Below are 13,669 nucleotides of genomic sequence, written 5' to 3'. Positions count from 1 at the left end.
CAGCATCGCCGGGGCTCCCCCGGTCCCCCGGGGGGGATCCGGGGGTTTGGGGGGAGGTGCGCCGCGCGCGGCTTGGATGCGTGTGGGCCCTCCATTGCTGGGGGGCAACATGCTCGAGCTATTTCGGTCGCGTCGCCGCGCCATTGTATGGTTCGTCGAGGCTGGCCTGCTCGTATCGCTCGTCTGCGCGGGTGCGGCGGCGATCGAGGGGCATCGCGGCGTCGTCACGCTCGCCCGCGTGCTCGACGCCGCGGCGATCACGCTCGTGGCGCAGTCGTCGCTCTATTACCATGGCCTTTACGGACCTTCGCCCATTCGCGACCTTCGCACCCTGGCCTGGAAAGTCGCGCGCGCGCTCGCCGTCTCGGCTCTCCTGCTCTGGGCCCTCTTCCAGGGTTTTTCGGTCGACGCGGACGAGCGCTTTGGCGCCGTGGCGCTCGGGCTCACGGCTGGCGCGCTCGTCTTGCCCCTTTTTCGCACGGGGCTCGCGCGTGCGGCGGCGAGTGATCGCCTTTGCAAGCGGACCCTGGTCCTCGGCTCGGGGCCGCTCGCCGACGCCGTGATCACCGGCGCGCGGACCCACGACACCGGCGGCATGCGTTTCGTCGGCCGCCTCGTGCAGGAGGGCGACCCGGGCCGCGCCGCCCCCGACGTGCTCGGCGCCTACGACGAATTGCCGCGCATCGCGACGGGGCACAGCATCCGGCACATCATCGTCTGCGCGGCGGATCGCCGGGGCAAATTGCCCATCGATGCCCTCCTGGAGCTCAAATTCCGGGGCGTCGAGGTCGAGGAAGGCGTGGAGTTTTACGAGCGCATCACGGGCAAAATCTTCGTCCGTGAATTGCGCCCGAGCCAGCTCGTCTTTGCGCACGGCTTCCACGTCGCGAAGCGCACGCTCCTCGGAAAACGCCTGCTCGACGTCGTCTGCGCCTCGATGGGCCTCGTGCTCGCGACGCCGCTGATGCTCCTCACGGCGCTCGCGATCCGGCTCGATTCGGCGGGCCCGGTCCTTTATTCACAGGTACGGAGCGGCGTGTTCGGCCGACCCTTCACCATTTACAAGTTCCGGTCGATGCGCACGGACGCGGAGGCCGATGGAAAGGCGCGCTGGGCGTCGGAGGACGATCCGCGCGTGACGCGCGTCGGCCGCGTCATTCGCAAGACCCGTCTCGACGAGCTGCCGCAGCTCTGGAACGTGCTCACCGGCGACATGAGCCTCGTCGGCCCGCGGCCCGAGCGCCCGAGCTTCACCGAGGAGCTCGAAAAGGCGATTCCGTTCTTCCGGCAGCGCCTCTTCGTCAAGCCGGGCCTGACGGGCTACGCGCAGGTCCGCTACCATTACGGCGCGACGACCGAGGACCAGCTCGAAAAGCTGCAGCACGACCTGTTCTACATCAAGACGCTGTCGGTCTGGTTCGATCTGTCGATTTTGCTCGATACGGTGAAGGTCGTGCTCCTGCGGATTGGAGCGCGCTGAGCCCCGCGCCCGCCTCCTCTTCTTCGGACCGAGGTCCCCTCGCCACGCGTGCGCCGCTCCGCCGAACGCCTCGCCTCGCCTCGCGCGCCCGAACCCAACAGCAGAACCTGGCCTTGAGTTTCTCAGACCAGGTTCCTTCTGTACATATTTTGCTCGCATGCGAAGACAACATGTAAGCTCCATTTAGCAGGCCTCGTCCTGTTCGAAGAAACAGATCCGGTCCCACGCACGGATTACGCCCACACCGAAACACGAGCACCGTTCGCCCACGCGAGAACCGTCATCACGGTCTCTGGATGCTGGCGGTCGGGTTTCGCCTGTGGAACGGCGGCGGAAGCATACCGTCCACGCGGAGCGGCCCCCGGGGAGAGATTCACATGCTTCTGGAATTGAAAATAACCTGGACACCTCCTTCCGCGCGCAAGCCGAAGACCATTGCTTTCAGCGGGCATCGGATCGTGGGAGCCTCGGAACGCGCAGGAGATCTGCGGATCGTCGATCCGCGTTGTCAGGACGTCGAGCTCGTTCTTCTGGAGCGCGACACGTTTCAGCTCGAGGTGATTCGCGTCGGGTCTCATGGAGACGTGCGCATCGCCGACAAGCCGCTCGCGACAGGGTCGAGCCGGATGCTGAGCAGCCATGAGAAGCTGACGATCGGCGACATGACGCTCCAGTTCCGGCCGGCCGTCCCGTCGCGTGGGTTTCCCGGGAACTTCATCGTCGCCTGCGGAAAATGCAACCTGCCGCTCGAACGAATGGATCATCTCATCAACGCGGACGCGGCGTGGCTGTGCGAGCGTTGCTCCGGCGAGCGGCAAGTCACGCAACGGCTCGGTAGCTTTGATGTCGTGGGCAAGATTGGCGAAGGCGATTGGTGGGAAGTCCACGAGGCCATCCAGCAGGACACGGGCCTCCGTGCGGCGGTAAAGAAGCCCAAATCGCCGGGGAGCCGGGAGGTCCTGAAGCAGTTCATCGAGCGGGAGCAGCGCATGGCGCATCACCTGCGCCATCCTCGAATCGTTGCGCACTACGGGGCAGGTGAACACGAAGGGACGCTCTACGCGGCGTTCGAGTACATGTCCGAGGGCTCGATCGCGCGCCTCTGGGACCCGAAGCTCCGTCTCGAAGATGTCCTCGTGATCGCGCAGGACGTGTTTCTCGGGCTCGACTACTTGCACGAGCTCGGGATCTTGCACCGCGAGTTGGCTCCATCGAACGTGCTCTTGCGACGACGAGCCGGACGCCTCCGCGCGAAGCTCTCGGACTTCGGCTTGGCCAAGAGCATGGCGGATTTCGGGCCGACGTGGCCGACGTGGTCGGCGGCGGAGGACCAGGAGCGACAGGCGGGCGCGCGGCCCTTCATGAGCCCCTCACGTCGAGCCAAAGAAGAGGCGAAACAAGCCGACGATCTGTATGGCGCCGGGCTCGTCGTTTACTGGCTGCTCACGGGACGAACGCCGCAAGGGTATGCCGGCAGCAAGCTCGGAGAGCGCGAGAGCGCGATGCTCGAGGACGCGTTCCAGCGAAATAAGCATGTCTCCTTGAAGGACGCGTCGAAGCGATTCGGTGAATTGCCGCGGGAGCTCGTGGAGCTCGTCGATGGCCTGACGCATCCGACCGATCGCATGCGGTACAAAGAGGGAATCACCGCGCACGCCATCGAGCGGCTGGGGTGGCTCCTGGAGCTCCTGCGGCGGGCACAGTAACGCGAAGCAACCTGGAAGGACGCCATGCGGGACCAGCAAGCGCCGGGCACAGGCGAGCCGGCGAGGTACGAGCCAAAGGTGGGCGATTCGATCGACGAGCGATATCAGCTCGTGCAGGAGATCGCTTACGGTCACTCCTATTCACGCATCTTCTCGGCGCGAGCGGCCCCGTTGATCCTGAAATTCCCGCAACCCGGGCAGGACCAGCGATTCAAGCGGGAGGTCGCGATTCACCTGGACCTCCGACACGAGAACATCGTGCGGGTCTATGGTCACGGCACGCATGAGGGGCGCCCTTTCATGGCGCTGGAGCACGCCGGCGCGGTGAACTTGCACCAGGTCCTGGCGAAGTACATCGAGCAAAGGAGGCTGCCGCCGATCCAGGACGTGCAGCACGTCTTCCGGGCTCTCGCCTCCGCGCTCGCATACATTCGTGCCGAGCAGGTCGTTCACCGCGACATCAAGCCCGCGAACGTTTGCTTGATGGCGCGGGGGGACGAGCCCGCGGTCAGGATCAAGCTCATCGACTTCGGGATCGCGAAACACGCGAAGAGCCCGGCGATCACGGGGGAAGACCGGTTGCTCGGGACGGAGCCCTACATGTGCCCCGAGATGAGCCCCAAGCATCCGGAACGGAAGGCCGTGCATTATCACGCGGATCTCTGGTCCGTGGCGGTCGTGCTCCACGAGCTGCTCGCGGGAAAGCAGCTCTTTCCGCATGGGGTGCCGGACCGGTATGCCGGATACGGTTCGATCGCGAAGGGAGGCTCGCCGAGCCCCGGGCTCGAGTTCTTCAAGGATTTCTTCGACCGGGCGCTGCACCGGGATATCGAGAAGCGCTTCGAGACCATCGAGGAGATGTGCGAGACCGCGGCGGCCTGCTTCGAGAGGGCGCTCTCGACGACGGACCCGAGCGCGCCGAGCCTCGCTTCGATCGTGAGAGATCTCCAGGGCAACCTGCTGGAGCCGGTGAAGCTCGCGGTGGTCGTGCCGCGGCGACAGAGTTCGGTGACTAGCGAGCTGCTTAAGCATCGAGAACAGCGTGGGAGGAGTCGAATGCGATGGTTGCTCCCTGTCGGGGCGGTCGTTACGGTCGTTGCGGTTGGGGTGGCCTTCTGGGCTGGTCAGCAGCAGGGGAGGCCGACCCCAACGAGCAAAGAAGTAACGGCCGAATCAGCGCAGAGCGTGCCGAGTGGAGCGCCAGAGCCGTCCGCGGTGGTATCCGCGACGGCTTCGGCGAATCCGTCAGCAAGAGCGTCGGTAGCGCCGCCGCCCAGCGTGTCGGTAGTTCCCTCGACAATAATGCCGCCGAGAACATCGACACTAAAGGCTAAAGTCCTCACCTCGTCCGCCATCGATAACCCTTCAGGACTCTGCAAGAAGGAGCGACTCGATGTTGATGCGGGAGTGTATAGGTGTATAAAACGATGAGCAGCATCCGCGCCACAATGTACCTCACGGGATTAATAACACCTGCCATCGCCAGCTCTGCGTTTGCGAACCCAAATCCCGAGTCGACCGAACAACCCATAGACCAACGGATAAACAACTTAAAGGAGAAAGTATTACGCCTCATAGACGACTGCAAAAAGACAAAATGCGATTTCGACACAATCGAAACGAGCGCAGCGTCATTTTACCAACTAATAAACCATCGCTACCGTTACGACCCAGGCAACAAGCCATCACTTGGAAGCATATTTTTACAAATCATAGCGCTAGCAGAATCGTCCGAAAGGTACGAATCTGCCAAAACATGGACCAGTCGTCTGATCGAAGCTACAACACGAGACAATACCGACAACTACGACGCGTCGATCAGGAATTTAAAGGACAAGCTCGCCAAATTGGAACAAAAGATCGCATCAAAGAACGGGGGGCATCCTGAGGCAACCCCATCTTCCATCGCGGCACCCGCAATCTCCAGGAAAAGCGTCTTCAGGATCGCCGGGGGGATCTCACTGGGTGGCGGTTCGAACTGGTCCCCTTCGCCATACCAGTTCTCTCCAACCGACCCCGCGTCGCTCCTGGTGGAGCGGAGAGACGACGACACCGTCAGCAATCATTGCCGAGATATCGGCTGCGCCGTCGATGCGAACACTGAACCATCTAGGAGCTTCCAGCTCCTACCTTTATTTTTCTGGGGGATCGAGGGGAGTCTCGCGCACGTTTCAGAAGACCGCGAGATATCCCTCGCAGGCGTCCTTTACTCTGCACCGTATGGCGTCCGAGGCATCTATGGCGGGATCGGTTATGCCACATCGTCGGATCCCTTCGAGTTTCTCTGCTGGAAGCCATGGGTTCGTATCGGGGGTACCCTCCTCGTCGGTTCGACGATCCTGCGCAAAGTCTCCCCCACCACCGTCACATTTAACAACGACACGCTCTCTGCTAGCGCAGGCGCAGAACTATCGTCATGGATCGGGCCACAGCTTGGGGCTCGGCTTGAGCTTGATCTCATGTTCCGTCGCTCTGTCGACATCGGGTTCGGAGTTCACCCATCCTTTCTCGCCAGTTACTATTCGCAAGTCACCTTCTGGATCCCCATCGTATTCCGGTCGCAGTGGGATCTGCCGCTAAAGACAGGTGTCGCGCAATGAAACGCCTCTCCACCCTCTTGGCCCTCGGCGCCACGCTCGCCACTCCCGCACAGGCCACCGCAGACGAGCCTCCCGTGCGCCGGATCGACTCCGCGGAGGTCGTCCGGGATGGAGGTCCCGACGGCTCCAGGTTGCTGATCATCCGAGGCGAGGGGCTTGCGGGAATCAGCGGCATCTCCATCGGCGACACCGACGTGCCCGTGTTCATACCGATGTCGCAGGAGGTCCGCGCCATTCTCCCTGACGTACCGGAGGGCCAGTACCGCGTGCGCCTGCGATGGGGGCGCTTCGTGTCGGAGCCGAAACAGCTTTGCTCGCCGAGCCCGGTCCTCGTCCGAGAGCCGGGGTGCGTGCTCAAAGCCGTCCAGTTCGAGACCGGGCTCCACAAGCTCGACGCAGAAGCACTCGCGACGACGAATGCGAACGCGCGTTGCATCCTCGACTCCGGCCAAAAACGCATCCTCTTGCTCGGATTCGAGAGCCAGTCGGGAAATTCGCCCAAGCTGGCCCAAAGCCGCGCCGACAACGTGAAGTCAGCGCTTTCAGCAGCGCTTGGAAGCAACGCCATCGACATCCAAACCGATGGCCTCTGGAAATGGCTGCCCGCGAAGCTCGGCACGGCTGACGTGGAGAGCCAGCGCGTCCTTTTTGCGGTCCCGGGGTACCCCGACTTCAAAGCCCCACGGCTCGAGCTCGAAGCCAACCTCGATTTTCAAACGAAGGCGAAGGAGCAATTGCTCGAAACCCTCCGCTCCTTCCAGATGAACGGGGTCACCGCCGTCCTGCTCGTCTTTCCTCGCACGGTCAACGGCCAGAAAGCCCAGGAGCCGACGCTCGCGCAAGAGAGCATGAGCAAGGCCCTAGAGGAAGCCGCGCGCATGGCTGGAATGCCGAACGAGCCGCTCAAGGTCTTCGTGGCGTTTGGGGATCCGCCGAACAAGCAGCTCGCCGACAACCTGTCGGGCCGGGCGGCGCCTTCGACGGAGACCCCCAAGGCAGGCTCGCGAGCGGCCTATCTCTATCCTCTCCAATGGATCCCCGGCGCCAAGAACGCGACGACGGCCCCTACCAACCCCGACCCCACCTGCCCAAGCGAGGCCAAGGCTCCGCCGCCGTCGCCCCCCGTCGCCCCCACATGCCCTCCCTGCAAGCCCGCCGTGACCGTGCCGCCGAACGTGCCCGCGAAATGGCCACGCGGCTTCGTGCATGCACGCTTCGGCGGGCTGAAGATGGGCGCTCGTGGCTTCTTCGGCGGTGCACTGAGAAGCGGCGCTTTCCTCGGGGAGGGTGACAACCAGTGGATCGTCGCGATGGATGTGGCCTCCCATTACGCGAACGACGGTTCCCCGTTGTCCGGCGGGAGCCAAGTCCCGCTGCTCATCATGCCATCGCTCGTCTTCGGACGGACCTGGACGTGGCCCAAGGTTCGCACGAGCCTTTCGTTCCTGGGCGGGCCTTTGCTGCCGACATGGAATGGGTTCGCGCTCGACAGCGAGTTTTCGCTGGGATGGCGGATCACGCCCACCTTCGAAATGTTCGCGCAGCCGGGCATCGGGCTCGGGATCTCACCCACCAACGGCGCCGAGCTACGCCTGCAGTTCGGAATCGGCACCATGATTGGCTTCCCATGAAGCCCGTTGATGAACGTGCAGTTGACCGAGGAGCGCGTGGATGAAGCCCTGGCTGCGCCCATGCCCGGTGGAAGGGCGCGCGTTGCCCCTCGACCTCCGCCCTCCCCACGCGCACCGGGTGCGATCCCCGCCAGGATCGCCCCCTGCGCCTCGCGCAACCGGGTCCCCCGACGTCTCGATCGCCCCTTGCGCCCCACGCAACCGGGTCGATGCCGACCTCGATCCCCCCCGGCGCCTCACGCAACCGGGTCGATCGATGCCTCGATCGACCCTCGCGCCTCACGCAACCGGGTCCCTCAACGCCTGGATCGCCCCCAGCGCCTCACGCAACCGGGTCGATCGAGGCCTCGATCCCCCCAATTGCGCAAGCCACACCACACATCCCGTCACTCCTCGTAGAACGCGTCCTCATCCTCGTCGCCCGTCTTTGTTTCCGGGCCCCCCGGACGCCCCCCCGCCCTGCGCGCCTCCTCCTCGTCGAGCACCGCCGGCCGCGCGTCCTGGTCCTGCAGATCCGGATCCCTTGGCACCCGCCGCATCGGATCTGTCGATCCGATCGCCGAAATCGCCACCGTCACCATCGTCCGGAACGTCGGCGCCGATGCGCCCGTCGGGTCCGGGTCGAAGCGCGTCGAAATCAGCTCGAGATCGACCCCGCCCGTCACGAGAATCCCCATCGTCAGCGGCATTCCGAGCGAACCCCCCGCGGCCACCGCCGTCGTCACGAACTTTCCCTCGGGCTGCGGCGTCCCTGCCGGCAACCCGAGCCGCGGCTGCGTCGCGAGCGGCGCTTCGCCGTGGCGGAAGCGCAGGATCCCGCGCGCGATCACGCTCCGGAACTCCCGCCCCCCCCGCGGCCGGCTCCACATTTCGAGCCCCGCCGCATGTTGCGCCCCGAACCCGATCCGCGGGCCGAGCGACGAATACGAAAAGCTGTACGTCCCGACAACCCCGTATCCACGCCCGGCATACCGCGCGTCGATCCGCGCGTCGGGCGCGATCACGCGGGAGGCCTCGTCTTGCAGGAACGAAGGCGGGCTCGCGACCGTGAGCCCGAGCGCCGCGCCGCCGCGGATGCGCCGCGAAATCTCGAAGGTCGTGGATCCGAGGGCCGAGACCGTGGTGATGTCCGCGGGCCCGCGCGTGAGGTCCACGTCGAGCAGCGCGTGCTCGAAATGGGTGAAGCCCGCCCGCACGATCGGGCCGAGGCGGAAGCGCCTGCCGGCGAGCCACGAAAACGACGCGCTCCCGAGGACCGCGTGGCTATCGAGCCCCACCGCATCGGGGTGATCGGCGGCGACGGCGCCCGCTTGTGTGTATCCGGCCTCGAAACGCAGATACGACCGCGGCGACGTGCTCGCGGAAAACCCGAGGCGGCTCCCCAGCGTGTAAATGACCCTTCCCTGGAGGAAGGGATCCCGCGCGGTCAAATCATTCGTGGCGCGCAGCCCGAGCCGCGACGCGAGCAGCGCGTCCGCGGAGATCGAAAACGCCGTGCGCGGCGAGGTCACGACATCGAGCCGCGTCACCGCCGTGCCCGCGATGTCTTGTGGGGTCGTGGCCCCCTGCGTCGCCGCGAGCGCCCGCCCGTACCGCCCTGAAATATCCAGCAAAAAGCCCGCACGTGACGCGCGGGACACGATCCTCGCAGCGCCGTCCACGCTCGTCAGCGCGATTCCGTACCCGCCGCCCGGCGTGATGCCCGTGACCGCGCTTTGCTCGACCGTGACCGCCGCCGTCGCGTCGGTGACGGCGAGCCCTCCCGCGGGGAAAAAGCCCAGCATGCGCCTCCTTTTCGGGCCGTCCGGTGCTTCAGCGGGCCGGCAGCCGCTCCGGCTCCGCGTCCCGCGACGGCGCCTGCGCGTACCGCACGAGCCCAACCGCGAAGCCGAGCCCGTGCGCGAAGTGCATCACGGGAAACATCGCCGCCACGAGGAACACCAGGCGCCCGTGCGCGCGACGCGCGACCCACGCCGCCCCGGCGACGATCGCCAGCGTATACACGGCCACGGCCGCGCGGAGAACGGGCTCTGCCGGCGAATAAAGGAGCGCGAGCGCCACGAGCACGGTGAACGTGAAAAAGGTCGCGAACGGGATCAGGGGCCTCGGCGAAGGCGGCAACCCTCGCAGGAGGATCGTCCGCGCGCGGCCCGCGCCATAGTTGAAATATTGCCGGAACAAACCGACGAACGTCGACCGTGGATAATAATGACCCACGATGTCGCGCGACTGATAAATACGCCCGCCGCGCGCCAGGATCCGCTGGTTCAGCTCGGCGTCCTCGTTCGTGCGCGCGTCCGGGTCGAAAAGGCCCGCGAGCTCGAAGGCCTCGCGGCGGAAGGCGCCGCACCACACGCTCTCCACGTATCCCTCGCGATCGGGATCCCGGGACGCCGATCCGCCCACGCCGAGCGGGCTCCGGAGCGCCGCGCAGAGCGCTTTCTGAAACCTGGTTTTTCCCAGGGGCCGCATGGCGCCGCCCACGTTGAGCGCGCCCGTGCGCCGGAGCGCCGCGACGGACGCGGCCACGTAGCCGGGATCGTAATCAGCGTGCGCGTCCATGCGGATGATCACGTCCCCGCGGGAGCGCTTGATCGCCATGTTCAGGGCCGCGGCCTGGAGGCGCTGGGGATTGTCGAGCAAAACGATGCGAGGATCCTCGGCGACGAGCGCGCGCACGATGTCCGGCGTCCGGTCGAGGGAGCGACCGTCGACGACGAAGATCTCCAGGCGCTCGGACGGATATCGTTGCCCCAAGGCCGCCCGCACGACCCGCTCGATGTGCTCCTCTTCGTTGTAACAAGGAATCACGATCGAACAGAAGGGACGTTCGGCGAGCGTCCGAAGAATCACGCCGCCGCGCCCCGACTCGGGTCCCCAATCATCCATCCCAAGCCCCCCGAAACGCCGCGCAAAGAGCTCGGACCTGCCGAGCCCGGCCCCCCGACCACGACGCGGCCAGCATCCCACGTCGTGGCTCTTTTTCAATCGGGCGAAATCCGAGTCCGATTGCAGGGTGCCCCGGGCGGGCGGATCCAGCGAATCCGTGTTCACGAACATGCGCATTGCGAACGCGAATGCGCGTGCAATGCTCTCCCGCGTTGCTCGGGACAACCCATTTTCCCTCTGGTGCAGGCGAGCGGCTGCGTGTCCTCGCCGTGACGCGGATCTTCCCGAATCGGGTGGAGCCGCTGTCCTGCCCCTTCCAGCGCAGGCAGCTCGCCGCGCTCGCGCGCCTCGCCGATGTAAAGGTGCTCGGCGTCGTGCCGTGGGTGCCAGGCGCGTCGCTGCTCGGGGAGCGCGCCCGGGTCGGAAAGCTCTGCCGCGTGCCCGCGGAGGACACGATCGACGGCCTGCCCGTGGTGCATCCACGCGCGCCCTACCTGCCGCTCGCAGGTCCGTGGCTCTCCGGCGTGAACGGCCCGCTCTACCTCGCGGGCCTCGTCCCGCACCTCGCCGCGTTGCGCCGCCGCTTCGACGTCGTGCTCGGCGCGTTCCTTTTCCCCGACGCGTGGGCCGCGCAGCACCTCGCCCGCGCGCTCGGCCTGCCGTACGCCGTGAAGGCGCACGGCACCGACGTGAACGTGATCGCGCGCTGGCCTTCGGTGCGCGCCCTCGTGCAGGGAACGTTGCGCCGCGCGGGCGTGGTGATCGGCGTGAGCCGTCCGATGCTGGGCGCCCTCGAAGAGCTCGGCGCGCCGCGGGATCGCGTGACGCTCGTCCCGAACGGGGTCGATCGCGCGCTCTTCCAGCCACGAAGCCGCGACGAGGCGCGTGAGGCCCTCGGGCTCGATCCACGTGCGAGGATGCTCGTCTACGTCGGAAGGCTCGAAGCGGCGAAGGGCCTGCACGAGCTCTGCGACGCGCTCGCGTCGCTCGAAGCACGCGCGCCGGGACGGTTCACGATCGCGCTCGTCGGCGACGGATCGCTCCGCAAGACGCTGGAAGAGAAGCGCGACGCGGGCTTGCCGCTCCTCGTCGCCGGCGGGCGTCCTGCCGAGGAGGTCGCGCGTTTCCTCGCCGCGTCCGATGCGCTCGTGCTCCCGAGCTTTCATGAGGGCACGCCCAACGTCGTGCTCGAAGCGCTCGCCGCGGGTCGACCCGTCGTCGCGACGCGCGTGGGCGGCATCCCCGACGTCGTCGCGCACGAGCGCACGGGCCTGCTCGTGCCGCCGCGCGACGCGCCCGCGCTCGCCGCGGCGATCGAACGAGCGACGAGCCACGCGTGGAACGAGGACGAGCTCACGCGCGCCGCGCCGCCCGGCTGGGATCGAAGCGCGGAGGCGCTGCTCGCGGCGCTCGTGCGCGCGAGGGCGGTGTACACGTGAAGCGCGGGAGCACGCTGGGCGCCGCGTCGGCCCTCGCGCTCCTGCTCCTCGCGACCGCGGCGGCGGCCGATGGGCCACGCGTCGTCGTGGTGGACGACGGCGTGCGCGTGCGGCGGGAGGGGCCCGATCTCGATCGAGCGATCTCGCGAGGACATGCGCTCGGCGGAGGGGATCACGCGATCGAGCTCGCGGCCCTCCGCGGCGAGGTGATCGCGATCCAGGTGTTCATCGAAGCCGGCGACACGCCGCTCGACGCCGTCACGGTGGACGTCGCGCCGCCGCGCGCGCCGATCCGCGTCGATCGTTTCGTCGAGTCCTACGTCGAGATCACCGCGCGATCCCGCAACGAAAGGCACGCGGGCGAGTCGCTCGGCTGGACCCCTTCGTCACGACCTCCGGACGAGGATGTGCTCGGCGCCGTGCCCGACGCGCTCGTCCCCGTGGAGCTTGCGCCCGCGTGGCTCCCCTACCCTCTGCGCATCCAACCACGATCCCGCGGCGCGATCTGGATCGACCTCGAAGTCCCCACGAGCACGCCCCCCGGCCGCGTCGCGACGGAGATCATCGTGAAGCACGCGGGCGGCGTCCTCTCGCGTTTGCCCGTGGTCGTCGACGTCGCGAGCGCCGAGCTTCCTTACCGCGCCACGAGCTTCCTCGCCTACTACGACCCGAAGAACCTCGTCGAGCGCATCGGCGCCCTCGAACCCGCGGAGAAGCAGCTCTTCCAGCTCCTCCACCGGCACCACATCGACGCGCTCGGCTCGATTCGCAGCGAGGCCGACCTCGATCGCCTCCGGCCCGCGCTCACGGGCGCTTGGTACACCAAGGAACAGGGCTACGAGGGCCCAGGCGAAGGAGTCCCGTTGACTGCGGTCACGCTCGGCGCCTACGGGACGCTCGGCGATCCGCACCCCGACAAGCTCCGCGGGATCGAGGCGCTCGTCCCGAAGATCCCGGAGGCGGTCGAGGACGTCTTTCTCTACGCGATCGACGAGCAGTGCGAGAGCCCGCGTGGACCCACGTGGCGCTCGCTCCTCGCGCGCTCGCCCGTGCAGAAGCGCGTGCGCGTGGCGCACGCCTGCGCCGAGGATCCACGCCATCAGAAGGTCGATCTCGTCCTTTTGCCCTCGCAGACCTTCCAGCAAGACGCGGCGCTCGGCACGCGTGCGCGAGGCCGCGACGTGTGGGTCTACAACGGAAGGCTCCCGCACTCGGGCCCGCTCCTGCTCGACGTGCCGGCCACGAGCTTGCTCGTGGACGCCTGGATCGCGGCCACGCGGCCCACGGGACGATGGTTCCTGTGGGAGACGACGTTCTGGAACGACAATAACCGCGGCGGCCGCGGCCCGATCGATCCCTTCGTCGTCGCCGAGACCTTCCACAACGACGACGGCGACAGCGCGCTCGGCGACGGCGTCCTCGTCTACCCGGGCAAACAGACCGGACGCTTCGCGCACCACACGGCCGGCTTCGACGGCGTCTTCCCGTCGATCCGGCTGAAGCTCTTGCGCCGCGGGATCCAGGACGCGGGCTACCTCGCGCTCGCGCGGAGCGCGCATGCCGCCGAGGCCGACGTGATCACCACGCGCCTCCTTCCCCGCGCGCTCGACGAGGTCGACCTCGACGAAGCCACGCCGTTCCCCACGGACGCCGCCGCGTACACGGCCGCGCGCGAGGCGCTCCGTGCGCTCGTCCCCGCGGACGGGCGCCTCGACCCTCGGCAAACCGCGGCCGTCCTCGACGCGGGTCGCGCAGCGCGTCAAACGCAACGAGGGCCTATATTTCGAGGCAAATCTCGCCTCGTCGTGGCCTTCACCACGCTCGCGCTCGTCGCCGCGGCCCTCGCCTCATGGCTCATTCGACGCGGCCGGCGCCGTGCTTCGTGATCCGCGGGCGGGCGGCCTAGGGTAAGCTCGCCCTCGCG

At 67.0% G+C, this 13,669-nt stretch carries 9 protein-coding genes; 7 read left to right on the top strand and 2 right to left on the bottom strand.

Annotated features, from left to right (window positions below; genetic code table 11):
• The first annotated feature begins 109 nt into the window (after positions 1 to 109).
• From QHF89_RS16590 to QHF89_RS16570, 5 genes are all read left to right on the top strand, one after another.
• Positions 110 to 1,480, top strand: coding sequence for a TIGR03013 family XrtA/PEP-CTERM system glycosyltransferase (locus QHF89_RS16590; protein ID WP_136971988.1), 1,371 nt, complete (start codon positions 110 to 112; stop codon positions 1,478 to 1,480).
• A 458-nt stretch (positions 1,481 to 1,938) separates the two neighbouring features.
• Positions 1,939 to 3,186, top strand: coding sequence for a protein kinase domain-containing protein (locus tag QHF89_RS16585; RefSeq protein ID WP_284720576.1), 1,248 nt, complete (start codon positions 1,939 to 1,941; stop codon positions 3,184 to 3,186).
• Between the two features lie 24 nt (positions 3,187 to 3,210).
• On the top strand, positions 3,211 to 4,617 hold the full coding sequence (locus QHF89_RS16580; protein WP_136971986.1) for a serine/threonine protein kinase: 1,407 nt from the start codon (positions 3,211 to 3,213) through the stop codon (positions 4,615 to 4,617).
• Positions 4,614 to 5,786: a hypothetical protein gene (locus tag QHF89_RS16575; protein WP_136971985.1), complete on the top strand. Its 1,173-nt coding sequence runs from the start codon at positions 4,614 to 4,616 to the stop codon at positions 5,784 to 5,786. The genes QHF89_RS16580 and QHF89_RS16575 overlap by 4 nt, the downstream gene beginning before the upstream one ends.
• Entirely contained in the window at positions 5,783 to 7,417 is a 1,635-nt protein-coding gene (locus tag QHF89_RS16570) for a Clp protease/crotonase-like domain-containing protein (protein ID WP_284720575.1), read from the top strand. Before QHF89_RS16575 ends, QHF89_RS16570 begins: the two co-directional genes overlap by 4 nt.
• A 386-nt stretch (positions 7,418 to 7,803) precedes the next feature.
• Here QHF89_RS16570 and QHF89_RS16565 read toward each other — a convergent pair whose 3' ends face one another.
• Positions 7,804 to 9,201: a hypothetical protein gene (locus tag QHF89_RS16565; RefSeq protein WP_136971982.1), complete on the bottom strand. Its 1,398-nt coding sequence runs from the start codon at positions 9,199 to 9,201 to the stop codon at positions 7,804 to 7,806.
• A gap of 28 nt (positions 9,202 to 9,229) precedes the next feature.
• Positions 9,230 to 10,306 (bottom strand): glycosyltransferase family 2 protein, encoded by a 1,077-nt coding sequence (locus QHF89_RS16560; protein WP_136971981.1) that lies wholly within the window; start codon positions 10,304 to 10,306, stop codon positions 9,230 to 9,232.
• A gap of 188 nt (positions 10,307 to 10,494) precedes the next feature.
• On the opposite strand from QHF89_RS16560, the gene QHF89_RS16555 reads away from it, so the two are divergent.
• Together QHF89_RS16555 and QHF89_RS16550 are read left to right on the top strand one after the other, a co-directional pair.
• The gene (locus QHF89_RS16555; protein ID WP_136971980.1) at positions 10,495 to 11,745 is read left to right on the top strand and encodes a glycosyltransferase family 4 protein; all 1,251 of its coding nucleotides are present in this window, start codon (positions 10,495 to 10,497) and stop codon (positions 11,743 to 11,745) included.
• The gene (locus QHF89_RS16550) at positions 11,742 to 13,631 is read left to right on the top strand and encodes a DUF4091 domain-containing protein (RefSeq protein WP_284720573.1); all 1,890 of its coding nucleotides are present in this window, start codon (positions 11,742 to 11,744) and stop codon (positions 13,629 to 13,631) included. Before QHF89_RS16555 ends, QHF89_RS16550 begins: the two co-directional genes overlap by 4 nt.
• The last annotated feature ends 38 nt before the right edge of the window (positions 13,632 to 13,669 follow it).

The sequence above is a fragment of the Polyangium sorediatum genome (assembly GCF_029946465.1).
Taxonomy (GTDB): Bacteria; Myxococcota_A; Polyangia; order Polyangiales; family Polyangiaceae; genus Polyangium; species Polyangium fumosum.
Note: the sequence above shows the minus strand (reverse complement) of the source record. Positions and strands in the feature narration are given on the sequence as shown.